Consider the following 18,089-nt stretch of genomic DNA (forward strand, 5'->3'; position numbering starts at 1 on the left):
CAGGAGCGTCTCAGCGGCCGCGGAATTGCCTTGCGCGAGAGCGCTCTCCAAAGCCGTGGGCCCACCATCCCCATCAGTGAACTCCAACGCCGCACCATGCTGCACGAGCAGCTCGATCAGGCGGGGCGAGCCGTGATCGATGACCACTCCATCATGGCCGGGGACTTGTCGGGCCCAGCTCAAAGAAGGATTATCGGAATCCTGGATTTATAACTTTCGGAATCCTTGAATCCATAATTTGACGCAGCGACCTCCAGAGGGAACCCACCCGAACGCGTACGGACGTTGGGAGATGCCCCCTGCTCCAACAGCCATGCGGCTAGTGCTTCGTCCCGGAACGAGCAAGCCGAATACAGCGCTGTGTGCCCCAGGTCATCGACCTGATCGATCGAAACACCGCACATCAGCAACCGTTCCACGCCATCGCGCGAGTAGATCATCTCGATGCAGTCGTCCGGTAGGGTCACATGGGCGCCAGCGTCTAAAAGCTGACGTATGACCTCGCGCGGCGCGTTCATCAACGCGCGCCTCAGCGCTGAGTCGCCAGCCTCGGTACGGGCATGGAGGTCGATCCCGCGACTCAATAGCCATCCAATGCATTTGCGGGGCGCAGGACTTGAAGACGGCATACAGGAAACCGCCTCGTGCAGGGCGGTAGCCCCGTCCTGGCTTCGCCATGCCAGCCCATTCCAGCGCTCCAACCATTGCTTCAGCGCCCTGACATTGTCCTCGGCCAGCACAAGCGACAACTCAAACTGCGGATCTGGGGGAGAGAGAGTCACTCCATCCTCTATCATCTCAACACAGAGGCGAGTTAGACCTAGGCGTGCAGCGTCTACCAAGAGTTCTGGACCACGATTTGCTTTGTTAAGGCAACTACGCCACTTCGCTTCAACCATGGCACATTGAATAACACATAGCGTCGAGGGGTCGCCGCTCATCCTTGCGCGAATTTCGGCGTCGTCAACGCTATATCCATCATCGCTCACGTCATCATCGACATATTTGACGTAAAGAACATCAGCACCTAGTTCAATGAGCCTGGTGCACATGTCAGCGTAGCCACGATAGGCTGCAACCATCAGCGCTGTCGTTTTGCGCGAGTCCAGCATGTTTACACTCACGGGAATCGACAGCAGCCGCCAAGCTTCGGCAATATCCTCAGCACGAAGGGCTTGGATGAGATCGCTGCTGCCAGCTAGACGATCGGACATGTCTATCCTTTCCGTGAGGATGCGGGATCCTCGATCCGCGCAGTCGGCGCGATTGTACAAACTTCATTGCAGCCAGCGCGCTGCCCGTTGTCACTCGCCTCTCCGCGATTCCGGCCACAAGCTCACAACTTGAGCACGTGGCCGTTCGCACAATTTCCTGGCCGACTTCAACGTAGACTCGGGTCTGAATTTTGCAGAGGTGCCGCCGTGGCATGGAAGACGGTCGTTGGATGGTTGTGGAGTGGAACCAAACTTACCGCCAGGGGAGCGACAGGGCTGGCCTATCAGGCCAAAAAGGTGGTGGTAGAAAACAAGGACCCCATCGCAACCGTGGTGGATGTCGGAGTAAGCATCGCCGGGCATGCCACAAAAGCGGGCGGAAAGGTAATCAGATCTGCCGCCGGGGCCACCGCTGGCTATGCGCATGCGGGCTGCTCGTTCAAAATTAGCCCACTCAGGAAGGCTACCTCACGGCGCCTTTGCTGATGATCGTTCGGTTTCGACTTGTGCTGGGTGATGGCCTCGCGTGCGTGATTGGGATGAAGCGAGCGCAGCATTCTCCATAAATGCAGGGAGTCTCCCACTCACGTTTGGAATTTCATCGCAGCGCCTGTCCCCACTGAGCCACGTCCCGTTCCCATGGCGCGCACGACGCCAGCGCCGGAGAAAAGGAGGCCGACGACCAAGGCCGCTCCGGTGACCACATTGAGTCCGGGTATGGAAAGCGCCAAGGTCAGCAGTGCTAGCTTGCCGGCTTTCAATCCGGTGGCGCGCGCGAGCAATTGCTTGAAGCGCTGCAAGCTGATGTCACCGTGCCTGTAGCGCTGCCAGAGTCCCCAAGTCACCAAGGCAATCGATGCTGCAGTGAGCGCCGGAAAGTAGTTCCACAAGCTGTCTTCATCGGTCGCTTCAATCAGCCTGTCGACGACGTCTTCGGTCTTCGCCGTCAACGCCTCGTTGTCCAGGCCCGAAGTTCGCACGCCCATCGCACTAGCCAGCTCATCGGTGACCACGATGTCGCCATCGGGATGCGCGTCCATCCAACTGCGAACATAGGCTTCGTTGTCAGTCGCCTTCAACTGGGCCTCCCAGCGCGCGCCCGTTTCCGTATCAACGAATTGCACGTCATAGCTGGGGTGATTGGTGTCCGTGAAAAGCGAGGCGTAAACGGCATCGCCGTCCTCGTTCTCCAGGCGTACGAACTCCATCTCGTGCAGAACACCCTTTGTGTTGCTCACGACGCCTTGAATCTGCCCATCATCCATCCGGGCCAGCCACTCGCCCAACCCGTGGGGCGAGTCTCCCGCTTGCGGATGGGCCCGCATCATCGCTGCGATGGTGGCCTGCTCCGATTCGGAAAAACTGGGATCCACCTCGAACGCGAGCTTGGAGGCCACCGCCAGAATGGCTGCCTCATCGAAGTTGCGGCGAACGTATTGGACGGCAGGTGCCGCTCGGCCATTACTTGCCATGGTGATCCTTGATTTCGCTCGTCCTGGCCTTGCCTTGGCGTTCACCCTCCTTCTTCGCCTCTGACCATGCTCGCTTGAGTTCGTCGGGCGACAGCTTTCGTCCCTGGACTTGATGGATGAAGTAGAGATCCATGACCTTGCCTATGGCGAATGTCAGTCCGAAGACGACGGGAATGGTCGCCACTCCTCCGAAAATGGGGAAGAAGATCTTGGCCGCGGCGATGCCCAATTGCTGGGCAATCATGCCCGCCCCTACGACGCCCATGATCTCCTTGATAATCGCGGAAGCCTCTTTCTCACTGAGTCGCAGGCCACGGATCGCCGAGATGCGCGTTCCCATGAATGCTTGTAGCGGCGTCAGGATGAAGATGTCAGCGAATGGAATTGGCTGCACCGCCACGCCGGCACAGACGGTCGAAAAGATGACGATGATCTGCGAGACCTTTTGATCGTTGGTTAGATCAGTGCGGTTCTCGATATCCATCACCTCGCGCTGGAGGCGAGCTTTGGCCGTTGCGAAAAAGCCATTGTCGGAGGTCACTGCAGCTTCTCCTCAATAGCTTCATGGCCTGTTCGAAGCGTACCAGCGGAAACCAACAGCGCTGCCGATCGAGAATTCGCGCTTGGGCGGCAGCTTCTCAAGGCGCACGCTCCCATTGTGGAGCGCAGGCAACTATGTCACATCGAGCGTCTCGAGCCGGCCTTAACGGCTATGAAAAGCGCACTGGTTCTGCTCGCTGACGCCATGCTTCTTGGCTACCTCCGGAACAGGGTGCTTGTGCGCTTCGCGGCAAAACGTGACCATCTGTTCTTCAGGGGATCGGGACTTTCGCACACGCGCCTCGTTTGAGGCGGGCGCTGTCCTCTCAACTTTCAACCGGCCGGGGGATCGGCCAGCCGGTCACGCGGTCGGCACCTGCTCATGCTTCGTCGATTGCAGGAAGCTCCAAAAGTGGGGAGCAGATGCGTGAGGACGCCTCACGCAAGACCGCTTCGGCTCGGGGCCAACGAACAAGACTGATCGTCCGCAGCAATCCACACATGTCCGAACCCTTGAAGTATCGGCCCTCGTCCTCTCCCTGCTGCTTGTGCCCGGTGATCTCTCGCCGCAGCACTTGCGGCGCGTCAGCGCGAATCAGTGCTGTTACCACCGAGTGTCGAAGAGAGTGGAACACCACATCTTTCGCTCCGAGTCGTAGCTCACGCCGATATCGACAGAATTTCTTCGTGATGGTTTGACCAAACTTTCCGTCTGCGCCCGATGGAGAAAGTTCGGAGAACACCAACGCGTCACGGTTCTGCGAAGGATTTCCGAGCCAGTCAAGAAAACCGATCTCAGCAACGAACGGATGCACAGGCACCTGACGCCGGGACTTCTCGTTCTTAAGCTGGCACCGCCGCGCAAACCACGCCTGCACCGCACCCGCGCCCCGACTACCGCGCAGTTGACTCACCTGGCTGACACGATCGCGAATCGCGTGTGCCGGCATCTGGCGCGCAAAGGCTGGCTCCAAGGCGAGGAGGAGTCCGTCTTCCTGACCGACAACGCTGGCGGCGACGACAGCATGGACGCGCTGCGGATGAGTTCGATCACCTACCGCATCGCCACCGGCGCGCAGACCGGACGCAAAGTCGTCACCCTGCAAACACTGCCCGGCGACGCCAGTCTGCTGGAAGGCGGTGCCGGCCAGGTCGGCGGATTCTCGCTGCATGCCGGCGTTGCTGCCGAAGCGCACGAGAGCCAGAAGTTGGAAAAGCTGTGTCGGTACATCAAGCGCCTTAGCTTCGGGCGCGATAGTCACCAGCCTCAGGCGCATCGAATGTCTGCTTTATGGATCCAATTCGTCGAGAGCCATGACTGACCGTTATTGGCCGAGGCTGTGTGAAAACTCCCCCCGGAAATTGCGGCTGATCAAGAAGTGATCAAAACGGCCCGCGTACGCGAGTTCCAGGGCGCTCAGACCAAGTGACCGGTCTAGAAATTCACGTATGAGGCGATACTCACTAAGCGTCTGGAGTTTTCACCCAGCCTCGGCCGAAAACGGACATGGATCCCGCGCGCGATCAGCACCGCCGCCAGGATCACCGCAAATGGTCAAGACGGCCCGATTTTTCACCCCCGAAGGCAAGGCGCGTAGGCCAACCACCAGCGCAATTCCAAAGGAAACTCGGCGAATTTTTTTTGGGTGCCGGGCGATTAGGGATGCTTATCGGGGGTAGGGCAGACGTGCGCTGCTCCATTCTGCCGACGGTTGAAGCCGCTTAGACTTCGGTGCGTGTCGCACTAACTTGTACTGGCCAGCGCCTCTCGCCAGTGTGGTTCGGAGACGATGCGCAACGGCACACCGGCCTCACGTAGCTCCACCGCAGCTTCAATCTTTCGGCCGTAAGAGGAATGTCGCCAAGCCTGCGATCCGATCTCGCCGATCACCAGAAAGTTAACCTTTTTGGACACGCTGCTAGCGGCACTCGCTTGCCGGGATTCGAGTGCATCGATCACTTGGCGTCGATTGCCGAACGCAAACGTCCCGGTCACCACGAAGACTGATCCTGCGAAATGGATCGCTGGCGTCGGCTGACACAATGGCAACGCCGACGCCAGGCTGGGCGATGCATGGGCGAAGTCCCTTTGTTCGCCCCCCACCAGATTGACCAACGTCGAGAGCAAGTCTTGTTCTTCGTGTTCGTCGAAAACACCATCGGCCAGTGCACTTTGGAGCTGTCGATAGACGATATCGAACGGAAACGCGTTGGCATGAATGGCGTTGCGCTCAATCCAATCTTTGAGGAACTGAGCTTCCATGGCGCTGACCACACCATCGGACAACATCCCCCGACACAGCCCCACCAATTCGTCCGCGGCGCGGTCTTGCTGCTGCTTCAATGTGAAGCGGCTCGGCGGGTCTTGTCGTACCCGTTCCTCTGGAGCGATTCGTCCGGTTTTGTTGAACATGGCGTTCTCCGCAGCTGCTGCTGATTCAGTGACACCTCAGTACTACCTCCAACGACGTCGACGGCGCACTAAAGGTCGCGCCGCCGTCTCGGCCGATTCCTTGTCCTTGCATGGCATACATACGCGGCCGTGGCCCCCTTCGCCGGATTTCAGCCCCGGATCGAAGAAGGCGTCTAATCGCTGGATTTTGCCGCAACGACTACACGCCTTGAGCTCTCTGCTCGCGAGCCCCGCCGCTTGTTCGAGCACCTGGTTGACCGCTTTCGACGTGGGCTCACCCGCGGCAACTTCAATTAGGGCAGTGAGTCGATCAGACAACGTCGTCACTGGGTCCTTGCCGAGATTGAAGCGGTTGACCCGCAAGAAACGATAACCGTAGCTCTCCAATGTCAGTTGCCGCTCGATGTCGGCCTCGACCAAATAGCGTTGATGGTTGCCGATATGGACCTGCTTGCCTTTCTGGAAGTGATGCTCAAAGCCGTCGTATTCGATGACCACATGGACCGGGCCCTTGGTGGACTGGAAGGTCAGCAAGAAGTCGACGCGCCAATCCGGATGAACATACGTGGGGTCGAGTTGACGCAGATACTCACCTACCGGGAACTGGGGCAAGATCTCGACTTCCTCGGGATGCATCTGAACAAACTCGGTGTTTTGCAGCCACCCCAGAAGTTTCGCTTCCATCGGACTGGCAGGGTCCGTCTGATCGGCACGCACATCCTTCGAGCGGAGCACGTTGAGATAGTGATTCAGGGCTTGGCCAATGGCGCCCTTGTATGTGGAAATGGGCATCGAGTGGACGAACCAGATCATTTCCTGGGCGCGACTGAAGCCGACGTTGAGGCGCTGTACCTTCAGCTTTTCCTCGACCGACTGGGCAGGGTCGGTGAGTGAAACCGGGAAGATGTAGTTGAGCGCGTCGTTGCCCGGCGTGGCCACCAACGAATAGAAGATGATGCTTCGCTCTTCGCCCTGGCAGGAGTCAAAGGTCATGATCTTCAGCCGCAACTTGTCTTCGAAATCCCGACCGCGGGTGTGGTTGAAGAGCAGCTTCGTCAGCAGTGTTTGTTGCTCTCGAAAGGGCGTGATGACACCCACTGTCGGCGGACGTGTCTCATCAACCAATTCCAACAACCGCTCAAGAACAAAATCAGCCTCGGCCGCGTTACTGGTTCGGCTGGTTGCGCGATCGCCGACGGCCACTTGGTCGAAGCAGATGACTTCGTTCAGCGGCACACTGCGAATCTTGATGGCTTGAAGTTGGTGGTTGTAGAACGTCGACGACGAGTAGCCAATGAGCTCGGGATAAGATCGAAAGTGCTTGCGCAGCGTGACCGAGTACGACGCGGCCATGCTGCAAAATTCGAGGATCGATCGTTTGACGTCGAACATTGCCAGACGTTGCAGCGCAGCGGCCTGTCGGGTGACGTTCTGTTCAAAGTATTGAACAAGGTCTGCCCGATATTTGTCGTTGAGCTCGTTGCTGGCATTGGATGATTTGACGTTCGAGAATTGTTTGCTATCGCCAAGCACGACGATGGTCTTGGCTCGCAGCAGCGCCGGGAGCGCTTGGGCGACGGAGACTTGGGACGCTTCGTCGATGATCACCACGTCGAACAAGTCCGGCGCTAGCGGCATGAATTCACCGAATTCGCGGATGCTCGCAATGATTACGGGGAATGAAGTTCGGATGTTCTCGAATTTCTCTTCCGGAAATTTTTGGCGCCGACTGATGACCGCGGCGAGTGCCTTGGCATCTGCACGATGGTTGTCCATAAAGTCGACCAGGCGCCTGTCAACGTGAGCGTTCATCACGGACGTGTTCAGGCGTTCTAGGTGAGTCTTGCTTCCCACGTAGTCGTACTTTGGCGCTTGGTCGAACACCCTACGGGTTGAAAGCCAGCGCCGAAGAAACTGGATGGACAGCGTCCACAATCGCGCGTCGTCCTTCGACTCTTGCAACAGGGCGGCAACGATTTCGGGATCGAGGCGCCGTAGCAGTGTGAGCGCTTTCAGCGCGGCGCACGCAGCTCCACTGGCTACCCGTCGCTGGGCCAGTACGGCATACGCCTCGGAGAACGTCGGACCGACGCCCGCTGTTTCGAGACTCGTGCGCAGAACGTTGGCTGACTCAACCAGCGCACTCAGCAACGCGCCATGCTGTTTCAAAAATGCCGGAGAGGTCGCCGGCAGCGCGTTGAGTTGTTGGTCCAAGACACGGACTGCGCCACCTCGGAATAGGTAGCCGATCACGGGCATCCGCAGCTGTTCAAAACTAACCAGGAGACCGGAGAGGTGGAGCACCTGGGATGCGTCCAATCGCTCAAACTTGGAGAACGCGCTCGTGTCGCGGCCTTCGGAAAACTCATATAGACACGCGTCCCGGCGTACGCGCGTCCATAGCGATTCCGGCGTAAAGTCGGCCGTCTCGAACAGACCGGCCAAGTATACTTCGAGCGCCTCCAGGTCTCCCGCCAGCGCATCGAGTTGCGGCAGAAAGCTGGTATCCGCATGCCGTTGCACACAAGCCATCACGGCAGGGGACAGACTCCCCAAGGTCATCTCGTCGTGGTGCATGGCCTGCAAGTCGACAAGGGCCAAACTGCCGAGAGTCGCAACGGTGCCCTCGATGGCTTGCTTGAGGTGGTCTTTGGTGTCCTGACGTTCGGCTTGGAGTACGGGATCTCCAGCTTTCATCGCACGGGCATAGGCGCTGATCTGGCTCACCGCCTGATTCGATGTGAGGCGCTTGAAATTGGCATTCTGCTGACCGAGGCGGAGAATCGGATTGGGGAAGTCGCGTTCATGCCGGACTCGGCTCATGGCTTCCGACAACTTGGATTGAACGACATCCAACGCCTCGGTCTTGTCGGAAAGCACGAGGCAAGAACGTTGGTTGAAAGCGCAGTCTGCCGCCACAGCAACGATTGTGTGGGACTTTCCGGTGCCAGGCGGGCCCTCCACAACGATTATGCGGCCTTGCGGATTCTTTGTCGCGAGCAAGATCTTGCGCTGCTCTTCGTTAAGCGGAATCGGTGAGTCGAAAACGACTCGATCGACCAGCGGCATTTCCTCCCACGCCGCGGCCACCGACGCTCCAATGCTCACGGGGTTGTCAGTCAAGATTCCGCCGACCAATTTGTGAAAGAGATCGACAATCGCCGATCCGCCGGTCTTTGCCTGATTGATGATCTCTTCGTAGTCGTTGATCAAAGACTCGTCGGATCGCTCGTACGCCGCAAGGTACAACGCACTCGACATGGTCACCCGCGCGGTCGAGGCATCCGGAGAATTCGTAGAGAGCTCGATCTTCCCTGGAAGGTCGACGGCGTTAGCGACTAATCGAAACAGACCACGCGCCACTTCGAACAGGCTTTGTTCGGGTGTGAGGTAGGTAATGCGTTCCCGAATGGGCGCGACCCATGAGCGCTCTTGGGCGGTCGCCAGCTCTTGAAGTACGAAATCAATCGCAGGGCGATTCGCAAACAGCGGGCTTGGCAACAACTTCAACACGTACCCGACCCCTTCGGGAGAGCGTTGTACTTCGACGGGAAGGAAGAACAGCGGATACGTCGCGTTGGCGAATTTCAACGAGCCGACATACAAATAAAGTTGCAGACCGTCAGACGTCGCAACGTAGGTCTCCAGGTCACGGAATTCCTGAAAGGCATCGGCAGCGACGAAACCTTCAAAAAAGGACAAGAGGGCAGCGCGAACCGATTCAAGCGTCAGGAACTCCGTCGACGCTTGACGAACCGGTCCAGGGTCTTGCGTTGCCAAGTACCGTGCCAAGACTTCAGGCAACACGCGATCCAAGCCATCAGCGACGCGCGCAACTAGGTCCGACTCTGCGGCGTACAGCGTGTCCATCACTGAGTACGATTGCTGCGTGAGCGGCCCATCTAGATGGGCGATTAGCGGGCGCACCAACAGTTCGCCGATATCGGAGGCCAGATCGGCGCGAAGGGCGTCTACCCACTTCTCGGGGTTTGTCACCGCCTTCGCAAATGTGGCGGTAGCGCGGTCGATCAGCCCTTGTCGTACAGCGAAGACGCTCGACTCTGGAATCACCGCCACTTGCTCTTCGATGACTCGCTTCAACGTGGGGCTGATTGGTCGTGTGTATCGTCGAGGCTGCATGGCCAGCGACAAGTCGCTTGAGGTCGGCTTACTCAGCAGCTTCCAGATCTCCTTTTGAAGTTCGGGATAACTCCCGACGCGCATGCCTGCCCGGAACCCCGAGTCCGATTGAAGGACGACCCGGCGTCGCGGTGACTGCTGGCGTTTGAAGTCCGATTCAAGGAAGTCGCGGAAATACTGAGAGACGCGAAGCGCGATTTCGCGGAGCGTTGTGGCCTCCATAGGTCAGCCCCACTCCCGCTGGCACGTAGTGGGTGGCCAAGCGGAGGAGCGATTGTGCATGGACGATTCGCGACAGCGGGATATCACTGGTTTCCGAACTCCTCGAAAATGCCCGGTGGTTCTATGAGCGTGGGCAGAATGCTAGAGAACATCCCAATCCGCGCCCGCTCCTGTGGCTCCCGAAACGACTCTGCATCCGTCGCTTTACTTCGAGGCATCTACTGTACTGGCTTCGTCGACCGAGGGCAGAAGCAAGGCCCTCCAGGTCAATTTTCAGCGAGCGTCAACAAGCCGGTGCGAAGTTTCGACAATGCGTCGCTCACGGACTGCTCCAACCGTCGCCTGGCACCCGACGCCGAAGCGTTCACCGACGGCCTCGGCTGCTTCCGCCGCTTCGCCGACACCGGACACGCGCACAACGTCAGCGAGACCGCAGGCGGCCGCGCTGCGACCGAGGTGAAGGGGGCGCGCTGGGTCAATATCGTGCTCGCGGACGTAAAACGATCGATCGGCGGCAGCTACCACGCGTTCAAGCAAGCCAAGTAGGCACGCAGCTATCTCGGCGAAGCCGCCTACCGATTCAACCGCCGCTTTCGACTGCCCGAACTCGGGCCTTGATTGCTGCATGCCATGATCGTCTGCAATCCATGTCCAGAGCGGCTTCTGCGTCAGGCAAGCAACTTTTCTGGTTGAGGGATGGCGCTGATCAGGAAATATTTTCGCCGACTGATCATTAAGTTCCACAGTCTGCTGAAACTATTACAACTCTTGTTGCTTCATTGCCATTGTTATAATGATAAATGTGTTCAAATTTTACTCCGTTTTTCATGAGTGCCGCTAACACTGGCGAAGAGCAGGATTTCTGTTTGACAGTGGGGTATAGGTCTGAACGTAACTCATCGGCACTAAAAGCCGATCCGGAGTGACTCAGAATAACGTAGTAAAATATTAGCCTTTTCCCCGCCCCAATAAACGTCTTGTCGAGCCTGGTCACACTGTCAACCATCATAGGAAGTTGCTTATTGAGCAAATCGGAAGTTTGAGCTAGCGCTTTCTCAATTTCATCGTCGGTTATGTTGACTTGCGCACTGTGAGGCGCAGAATTCATGAGTTTAAGAACACTGAGTGCCGCAATGGCCAATAAGAAAAGGACAATAGATAGCAATTTGCTCATATCAGCACATCCCCGCGGCCATGATACCAACTGTGTAATTTTCAATATGAAATCATTGTTGGTGCTTCCACTTACTATGAATAACAATGCTGTTAGCCATTTGCTGAAACAACGGAAAATATGCTTTGTACCAAACTTGCAATTCTTCAACTGGTTTTCTTGCGCTTTCGCCGACACTGCAACTAAAAAATATCAATTTATTGTCGAAATATGTGATGTATGTAATTTCAATGCTCCGAATTCTAATTCCTGCTGTATCTATTTCGTGGAAAAAGTTAACCCAGGCCGCCGGTTGTCCATCGATAGTAGTCTTTGCGCCCGAAATGAACTTGCCGCCATCTGGGGTGAAATCTCTCAGGCCAAGCGGATCAAAGAGTTCATCTACATCTTGTGGGGTTACGGTCGTGCCGACGGGAATACCTTTGATGACCAAATTGCATAGCTCGAACCCCCTGCCACCTTCACTCGTGACTTGGTAGAGAGTATTCGGCCGCTTTCCATCGGCACCGCCCCAGCTAGCTGGGTAATCGAAGCTGACCTCAACTCCGACTGCCTTCGGATTACCAACCGATGTGTAGGAAGCACGTTTTTCGCTCATAAACTCTTTCCAAGAAACTGGCTGAGCGAATGCGCTATAGGAAACAACTATGCTCATCAAGGCAGCGAGGTTACATAGTTTCATTTGCTATTCTTCCGTAAGTAATCGATCAACCATCGAGCAACATGGGCGGGCAAATTCAACAGTGAAGTGCGCAAACTCAACGACTCGAGTGAGTTGCTTCTCATTCCATTGGAACGGAGCGGATGCTGCGGCACTTGGCACACTCTCATGACCTCGTTAGTCGTTGTACTTCAGAGTTGAACCAGCGGCCTTCCCTCCGCGAACCATGACATGGTCGTCTTTGGTCCCAGTACCAAAGCTAAGCCGTATTGATACTGAAAAATGCGTGAGTCAACCGAAGCAGATGTGAAAGCGCTTACTCGGCTTTTAGCTAGGTCAATTCCTGAAGAATCTCGCTTCAGCTCTATCACGAGCAAGTTGTCTTCTGGCATAAGAAGGCCTCGGCGATGAATCGTGATGTCAGGCCGTACTTTGCCCGACTCAGCATCCATCGTCTTGGAGTCTTCTGATCCACCCTGCCTGTTGTACTCGCAGTCGACGTTCCAGTTCGGAAACGATTGTTCAAAGTAGACCGCCAAACGATGTGCCATCGACCATTCCGAAGCGCCAAGCACCACAAGCGCTCGATCACGGGCATGAAACCGATCGACCGCGTCCCAAACAGCCGCCTCAACCACTGAAAAATCAACTCGTCTCGCCATGGCCGGATACTCAAGGTAGGCAGTGCAACGATATTGCAGGTTTGTGCTCCGTCAAGTAAAGACGTCCCCAGCCCCCGAGATTAGCCACTCTTATTTCTTCTCCTGCTTCACCACGCGCACATGCAGTTCCTGGAGCTGGTTCTGGGCGACGAAGGAGGGGGCGCTGGCGGTTTTCGGGAAGGCGATGACGTCGCGGATCGAATCGGTGCCGACCATCAGGGCGGCGATGCGGTCGAGGCCGAAGGCGATGCCGCCGTGCGGCGGGGCGCCGAACTTGAGGGCGTCGAGCAGGAAACCGAACTTCAGTTCCGCTTCCTCCGCGCTGATGCCGAGCAGATCGACCACCGCGCTCTGCATGTCCGGGCGGTGGATACGGATGGAACCGCCGCCGATCTCGTTGCCGTTGAGCACGCAGTCGTGGCCACGCGACACCGAGTCGGCCGCGTTCGGTTTCAGGTCGGCGACGTCGTCGATCTTCGGCGCGGTGAACGTGTGATGCCGCGCGACGTAGCGCTAGTCGTCGGCGTCGTATTCGAACATCGGGAAGTCTTTGACCCACAACGGCGCCCAACGATTCGCGACCAGGCCCATCTCCTTCGCGACCGACGAATCTTCTGAAGAGTGTGGCGGCACAGAACAGTTGCGTTGACGCATCCTCGACACTCCACTTTGAAGCGGCGCGTGTCGCTCTCTTCACCGCCTTGTTGTGGATCCGGCTGTCTGTTCCAGCGCCCGATCAGATTGTGCTTTCTACGAGCGATCAACTTATCCTTTTCGCCACACGACCGCCGGCTCGTCGCAAGGTCAAGTCTTCGTAACTGCACCAAACCAGTGCCTAACGGCTACTTGAGCAAGCGCGCTGCAGGATTGTCTTCCGCCGCGCCCGATTGGAAATAGCCGATCACGCTCGCTACCGATCGGTGCTCCGTCATCGCCATCACGGCAGCCAAAGCGACTCCTTGTTTGCCGGCCTCTGTAACGAATCCAGACCGCAAGCTGTGACCACCAAAATCACCTTCGAGCCCGGCGAGCAGCGCCCGCCGCTGCACGATGCGCGCAACCGCCGCTGGCGCGAGGGCAGGGCCCAATCGATTTTTCCAAACCCGCCGAAAGATCGCCCCCTCCTTGATACCCGATGCGTCTAGCCATGCGGTCAGTGCATTCGCACTCCGTCCAATCACCGGCTTGTCGGGCGTAGATGTCGCGCTGACGCCGGCCTGCTGTGTCTTGCTGTGTTCCAGGCGATACACGTAGCTGTCTGGCGCGGTTCGTCGCAAGTCCTGCATATCCGCTGCCGCAATCTCGCTTCGACGGCGTCCGCCGCTTGCGAATCCAAAGCACAGCAACGCGCGATCGCGCACGCCCTCGAGCGACTCGTCGCACGTTGCCAGCATCGCTTCGAGACCGGTGCGCGCTATGGCCGTTTTCTTGGCAGGGCGTTCGCCGCGTTTGACTGAAGCACGACGCGCTCGACTGAGAACGGTTCGCACCGTCGGCAGCTCGCATGGATTCGGCAGGCGCTTGAGACGATGCGCCGTCGAGAGCACAACGATTCGATGAGACACAGTCGAGAGCTTTAGTGGACCGAGTTTTGCCTTGAGGCCAGCGGCCACGAGTGCTGCGTCGACGTCAGCGGGAAGCTCCCAGGTCAATCCCGCTTTGCCGCGACGCACGATGTGGTCGACGAGGAACTGGATCACCGCAGCCTCTGAAAGGGGCAGGGCGAGATCGACGCCGTAGCGCGCTTGGTGCCATCCCGCCCAGTAGCGCAGCGCGCTGCCGTAGCTACGCGTCGTATTTGCGGCGGCTGCCTCCGCGAGCAGTTCGCGCACAGCGGTCGCCGCCTGGTGCGCCAGTTGCGTCGGCAGCAACACGTGGACCGCGGGCAGGGCATCGGTGGAAGTGTTCTGTTTTCGTTTCATACTATGTAGTATTTACTACGTAATAGGGCAGATACCCGCGATAATCATCCATTATCGTCGGTACGAAGTCCATAGGGCAGGGCGCTCGCAAGGAGACGAAAAATGGCCAGAACTGGCGTCACGCAAGAACAGATCAACGCCACTGCTGACGCACTGCTGCGCGCCGGCGAACGACCGACGATCGAGCGCGTTCGCGCCGAGCTCGGCACAGGCTCCCCAAACACGCTGATTCGCATGCTGGATGTGTATTGGAGCGAACTCGGCACGCGACTCGCCCGCGTCGAAAGCAAGCTGGCGCTACCGGACGCGCCGGCCGACGTGGCCGCTGCCGCGTCGAAACTCTGGGAGCTCGCGCTGGCGGCCGCCGAGGCACAAGCCAAAACGCATCTGGCCGAATCATCAGAGCAACTCGAACAGGCTCGGGCTGACCTCGACGCCGATCGTGCCGCCTTCGCTGCCCACCAGCAGCGCCTGGAAGCGAGTGGCCGCCGACGCGGCGCACGCTTTGACCCTGGCTGAAGCTCGACTCGCGGAGCATCAGACGCTGGTGGAAAACCAGCGTTTGTATCTAACCGACCTCACGCGCCAGCGCGATGACCTGACCGAGCGCGTGCTAGCGCTCACGCAATCGAATGCGGAGGCGCTGACCCGTTTGAACCAACAAGAGCTGGCGGCTTCGGCCGAGCGTGACGTCGCGACCGCCCACATCAGGGCGACTGAAGATCGAGCCTACTCGGAGGTGGATCGTGCGCGTGAGGAAGCCAAGGCGCTGCGCACACAGGTCGGACACCTGCAGCGCGAACATACCCAAATGGGCACCCAGCTCGCGCGCCAGAAGGAAGAATCCGTGGCGGCCAAGCACCAGCTAGAGCGCGCTTTGGCCAGGCTGCAGGCGCGCAACGAAGTGCTCGAAGAACAACTAAAGCGGGGCACTCAAGAACCGTCGTCCAAGCCGCGGACTACACCGAAGCACACGGCCGCTTCGAAGCCTCGCGCTGCAACGAAAAAACGCTCGTCCTGACGCAACGTGCATCCAGATAGGCGGTGTGAGACCCGCGGGTGTCGCTTCAGCCGCCAGCGCGCGCGATGAGCTGCAGCGAGTGCCAGCCGTTCAATAGCAGCTGCACGAATCTCCGGGGAGAGTTCCGCAGGCAGTCCCGCACCCGATTGGATTCTAGAGCCGGCGCGAGCTCTGCCCGACCATTTTTCTGTTGATCGTGCCTGCGACGGCACTGCCGAGAAATGTCTGCGGTGAACACGCGTTGCCGTCAACGGTGCGCTCGCCGAGCAACGCGTGTTTACGCTGAACAAATTGGCCTGAACACGTTGAATCCGTTGGGTGAGGCGAGAGACCATCGGCGTAAGAGCATGATTGGATGCTCTTAGCGTGACCGCCTAGGACGCAACAAGAATGGGCTTTTCGATTGGAGGGCACGGTGCCAAACGAGCTTGAACGACTACTCGACCTGGCATGCCGGGAACCGGGTTACGCACCGGATTTTTATCGGTGCGTCCTGGCCAGCGAGATCTACGCGCTCATTCCGACCGTGGGCCACGGCATGGACGAAGGCAAACTGCGCTTCGTGATGTGGCGCGGAGCGGATGGCCACGACGTCATTCCGTATTTCACATCTGAAGCGGCAGTGACGCGTGCGATCAAGCCAGGCTGGCAAGCGATCAAACTCAGAGGTCAGAAGCTCTTCGAAGCGACGCGCGGGGCGACTGTCGTGCTGAATCCCAACGAATCGGCGAGCTGCAGGTTGTCGCCAGGCGAGGTCGCCTTGTTGCTGGATACGGGGGCGATTTCCTCTCCGGAGCGAGAGACGTCGACGGGCGATCGCGTGCGCGCATTTCACGCAGTGGCGACTCCACCGACCGCAACGCTCCAGTCCCTGTCGATTCTCTTTTCTCGGCACCCGTCGGTGCATCGAGCGTATTTGGCCTACTGTTTTCCGCCAGACGATCCAGATGCGTGCTGCTATCTAATTGTCGTCCGAATGGACGATCGGGACACGGAGCGATTGGTTCGAGAAAGCGCGCAAGTCATGCAGGACGTGCCGCCGGACCTAGGCATGGATCTGATCACGTGCTTCGACGACGCCAGCGATCTGCTGCGACTGTTCGCAACCTTCGGACCGCCGTTCTACGACCAGGGCTGGGGCAGCCGCATCGTCGCGCCAGAGAGTGCGCGCCCGATTTGAGGCACTTCGCAATGTACGTGCGTAAGACCGTGCGGTAGCCAGTCGTTCTCTATTGCGCAGACCATTGGCACCGCGGAGACCCTTCAAATTGCCGGCAGCTTGTCGGCACCATGACTGAATCAGGGCAGTTTTTCTGGCGAGATTCGAATTCCGGGCGATTGTTGGAGTCAGAAAAGGTGTTTCTTGTCTGCGGCAGGGGCGATTGCTCGTAGGCAGACAACAAAGTGGACTTGGTCGGCCCATAAGGATGGAGTGTCTGAATGCCTTCTGTTGCGAGGTATGGATACAGGATCGGGTTCCTTGATGGTTGTGTATTACGCCGACGACTAGGCCCCCAGAACTCCGGTGCGGGAATAAATTAACGGCGGCGCGATAAATTATCGCCGGCGCGATAATTGGCGATAATTCAGCAAGTCATTGATTATACGTCTGATGACGATCGCTCCGTGGCTCTCCAATTTCGCCATTCTTGGCGCCTGACCGGTTCAATGAGCCATTTGGGCGGGAAAGCGGCAGGTTGGGATCAGCATCGGATCCGCGAGACATGAAATTGGCTAATGCGCCAGGAACTGCCGCATTCAGTTCGGGAGAAGCGACGAATTCACTTCGGAGCGCTCATCAGTGGCAGAGATGGTCCGCAATCCGTGCGGGATGACACGGGGCCTTGAACTCGTCAGTTCGGGAACGCGAGCCGAAGTGCGCGACGTGAATTCGTCAGTTGGTGGCTCCGCGCTCCGAACTGACGCAATTGCTTCCAGGGAAGTGACGGATTCACTTCGGAGCACTCAGTTGCCCAGAACTCGTGCTTCGGACTGTTCAATCATGCCCAGACTCGTCCCCATTGCGTTCACGCCAGCTCAGAATCATCTACCGGCGTTGAACGGTGCGCAAACTGGTCCGCATCAGTTGCGCAGACTATCCGCCGGCATTGCCCAGAGTTGTCTGCGGTGAACACCTCCTGTTGACGGCTGAAAGTGATCAGGGCACCTTATTGATCATGGCCACGAGCAAGGTCGAACTGCCAGAACCGATCCAACGCCTGGTTCGAGGTTTGGCCGACCGTTGGGACCTCAACCCGCGGCTACTCGCGGCAGAACTTGTCGCTGACCCAGATCCGGATGAGGTCGAGCGTCGAATCGAGGTTCTGGGCACTCTGGCAATCCGTTCCTATGCGATTGATCACGCGTTGGGGACCACTGATACCGCGCGGCAAGTCTGGGCCGACGCCTCACCAGATTGGTCGACTGAGTCTCTGAAGTCTCTCCTCGGAACCGGTCATTCGGAAAGCGTGTTGGACAGCGCTGACGACTTTCTGTTCGAAATGAGTGAGTGGATCGAGGGCATTCGATTACCTGGGATTCCGATTGAGCAATCGCTGGAAGCGTTTGTTGCTCGCGTTTTTCCCGCGCCGCCAAGCAACGACTCTTGAAATGCGGGGCATTGAATTTCCCCGTTGATCCCGCGAATT

15 protein-coding genes and 2 pseudogenes are annotated in these 18,089 nt (G+C 58.0%); 6 read left to right on the forward strand and 11 right to left on the reverse strand.

The window, feature by feature from the left end; all coding sequences use genetic code 11:
• Nucleotides 1-179 precede the first annotated feature (179 nt).
• From IPP28_11505 to IPP28_11520, 4 genes are all read right to left on the reverse strand, one after another.
• Entirely contained in the window at nt 180-1,214 is a 1,035-nt protein-coding gene (locus tag IPP28_11505) for a hypothetical protein (protein ID MBL0041643.1), read from the reverse strand.
• Nucleotides 1,215-1,798: 584 nt separating this feature from the next.
• Entirely contained in the window at nt 1,799-2,686 is an 888-nt protein-coding gene (locus IPP28_11510) for a hypothetical protein (protein ID MBL0041644.1), read from the reverse strand.
• Nucleotides 2,676-3,170, reverse strand: a complete 495-nt coding sequence (locus tag IPP28_11515) for a DUF697 domain-containing protein (GenBank protein ID MBL0041645.1) — start codon at nt 3,168-3,170, stop codon at nt 2,676-2,678. The genes IPP28_11510 and IPP28_11515 overlap by 11 nt, the downstream gene beginning before the upstream one ends.
• A 436-nt stretch (nt 3,171-3,606) precedes the next feature.
• Nucleotides 3,607-4,041 carry a hypothetical protein gene (locus tag IPP28_11520; protein ID MBL0041646.1) on the reverse strand — a complete coding sequence of 145 codons (435 nt, stop codon included), beginning with the start codon at nt 4,039-4,041 and terminating at the stop codon, nt 3,607-3,609.
• Between the two features lie 42 nt (nt 4,042-4,083).
• Between IPP28_11520 and IPP28_11525 the strand changes: the two are divergent.
• Nucleotides 4,084-4,458: pseudogene (locus IPP28_11525) on the forward strand (transposase).
• A 512-nt stretch (nt 4,459-4,970) separates the two neighbouring features.
• Here the strand turns inward: IPP28_11525 and IPP28_11530 are convergent.
• Complete coding sequence (locus IPP28_11530; protein ID MBL0041647.1) at nt 4,971-5,639, reverse strand: BRCT domain-containing protein; 669 nt, start codon at nt 5,637-5,639, stop codon at nt 4,971-4,973.
• A 42-nt stretch (nt 5,640-5,681) separates the two neighbouring features.
• On the reverse strand, nt 5,682-10,001 hold the full coding sequence (locus IPP28_11535) for a hypothetical protein (protein MBL0041648.1): 4,320 nt from the start codon (nt 9,999-10,001) through the stop codon (nt 5,682-5,684).
• Between the two features lie 138 nt (nt 10,002-10,139).
• Here IPP28_11535 and IPP28_11540 point away from each other — a divergent pair, with 138 nt between their 5' ends.
• Entirely contained in the window at nt 10,140-10,547 is a 408-nt protein-coding gene (locus tag IPP28_11540; GenBank protein ID MBL0041649.1) for a transposase, read from the forward strand.
• Nucleotides 10,548-10,734: 187 nt separating this feature from the next.
• Here IPP28_11540 and IPP28_11545 read toward each other — a convergent pair whose 3' ends face one another.
• The 5 genes and pseudogenes from IPP28_11545 to IPP28_11565 form a co-directional block, all read right to left on the reverse strand.
• A complete protein-coding gene (locus tag IPP28_11545) occupies nt 10,735-11,175 on the reverse strand; it encodes a hypothetical protein (protein ID MBL0041650.1) in 441 nt (146 codons plus the stop codon).
• Between the two features lie 52 nt (nt 11,176-11,227).
• Nucleotides 11,228-11,773, reverse strand: coding sequence for a hypothetical protein (locus IPP28_11550; protein ID MBL0041651.1), 546 nt, complete (start codon nt 11,771-11,773; stop codon nt 11,228-11,230).
• Between the two features lie 254 nt (nt 11,774-12,027).
• Nucleotides 12,028-12,498 carry a hypothetical protein gene (locus tag IPP28_11555; protein ID MBL0041652.1) on the reverse strand — a complete coding sequence of 157 codons (471 nt, stop codon included), beginning with the start codon at nt 12,496-12,498 and terminating at the stop codon, nt 12,028-12,030.
• A 90-nt stretch (nt 12,499-12,588) separates the two neighbouring features.
• Nucleotides 12,589-13,152, reverse strand: a pseudogene (locus IPP28_11560) (hypothetical protein).
• Nucleotides 13,153-13,340: 188 nt separating this feature from the next.
• A complete protein-coding gene (locus IPP28_11565) occupies nt 13,341-14,420 on the reverse strand; it encodes a site-specific integrase (protein ID MBL0041653.1) in 1,080 nt (359 codons plus the stop codon).
• A gap of 102 nt (nt 14,421-14,522) precedes the next feature.
• Here IPP28_11565 and IPP28_11570 point away from each other — a divergent pair, with 102 nt between their 5' ends.
• From IPP28_11570 to IPP28_11585, 4 genes are all read left to right on the forward strand, one after another.
• Nucleotides 14,523-14,939 carry a DNA-binding protein gene (locus tag IPP28_11570; GenBank protein MBL0041654.1) on the forward strand — a complete coding sequence of 139 codons (417 nt, stop codon included), beginning with the start codon at nt 14,523-14,525 and terminating at the stop codon, nt 14,937-14,939.
• A complete protein-coding gene (locus tag IPP28_11575; GenBank protein MBL0041655.1) occupies nt 14,902-15,441 on the forward strand; it encodes a hypothetical protein in 540 nt (179 codons plus the stop codon). The genes IPP28_11570 and IPP28_11575 overlap by 38 nt, the downstream gene beginning before the upstream one ends.
• 415 nt (nt 15,442-15,856) lie before the next feature.
• The gene (locus IPP28_11580; protein ID MBL0041656.1) at nt 15,857-16,621 is read left to right on the forward strand and encodes an enhanced serine sensitivity protein SseB C-terminal domain-containing protein; all 765 of its coding nucleotides are present in this window, start codon (nt 15,857-15,859) and stop codon (nt 16,619-16,621) included.
• Nucleotides 16,622-17,504: 883 nt separating this feature from the next.
• Nucleotides 17,505-18,050, forward strand: a complete 546-nt coding sequence (locus IPP28_11585; protein ID MBL0041657.1) for a hypothetical protein — start codon at nt 17,505-17,507, stop codon at nt 18,048-18,050.
• Nucleotides 18,051-18,089: the final 39 nt, after the last annotated feature.

The organism is Lysobacterales bacterium, from assembly GCA_016721845.1.
Classification (GTDB): domain Bacteria; phylum Pseudomonadota; class Gammaproteobacteria; order Xanthomonadales; family Ahniellaceae; genus JADKHK01.

What these genes read in the sequence shown, in the direction of transcription:
- IPP28_11565 (MBL0041653.1), bottom strand. Translation starts at nt 14,420, where the DNA reads ATGAAACGAAAACAGAACACTTCCACCGATGCCCTGCCCGCGGTCCAC.
- IPP28_11540 (MBL0041649.1), top strand. Translation starts at nt 10,140, where the DNA reads ATGCTAGAGAACATCCCAATCCGCGCCCGCTCCTGTGGCTCCCGAAAC.
- IPP28_11550 (MBL0041651.1), bottom strand. Translation starts at nt 11,773, where the DNA reads ATGAGCGAAAAACGTGCTTCCTACACATCGGTTGGTAATCCGAAGGCA.
- IPP28_11555 (MBL0041652.1), bottom strand. Translation starts at nt 12,498, where the DNA reads ATGGCGAGACGAGTTGATTTTTCAGTGGTTGAGGCGGCTGTTTGGGAC.
- IPP28_11505 (MBL0041643.1), bottom strand. Translation starts at nt 1,214, where the DNA reads ATGTCCGATCGTCTAGCTGGCAGCAGCGATCTCATCCAAGCCCTTCGT.
- IPP28_11515 (MBL0041645.1), bottom strand. Translation starts at nt 3,170, where the DNA reads ATGGATATCGAGAACCGCACTGATCTAACCAACGATCAAAAGGTCTCG.
- IPP28_11535 (MBL0041648.1), bottom strand. Translation starts at nt 10,001, where the DNA reads ATGGAGGCCACAACGCTCCGCGAAATCGCGCTTCGCGTCTCTCAGTAT.
- IPP28_11530 (MBL0041647.1), bottom strand. Translation starts at nt 5,639, where the DNA reads ATGTTCAACAAAACCGGACGAATCGCTCCAGAGGAACGGGTACGACAA.
- IPP28_11545 (MBL0041650.1), bottom strand. Translation starts at nt 11,175, where the DNA reads ATGAGCAAATTGCTATCTATTGTCCTTTTCTTATTGGCCATTGCGGCA.
- IPP28_11570 (MBL0041654.1), top strand. Translation starts at nt 14,523, where the DNA reads ATGGCCAGAACTGGCGTCACGCAAGAACAGATCAACGCCACTGCTGAC.
- IPP28_11510 (MBL0041644.1), bottom strand. Translation starts at nt 2,686, where the DNA reads ATGGCAAGTAATGGCCGAGCGGCACCTGCCGTCCAATACGTTCGCCGC.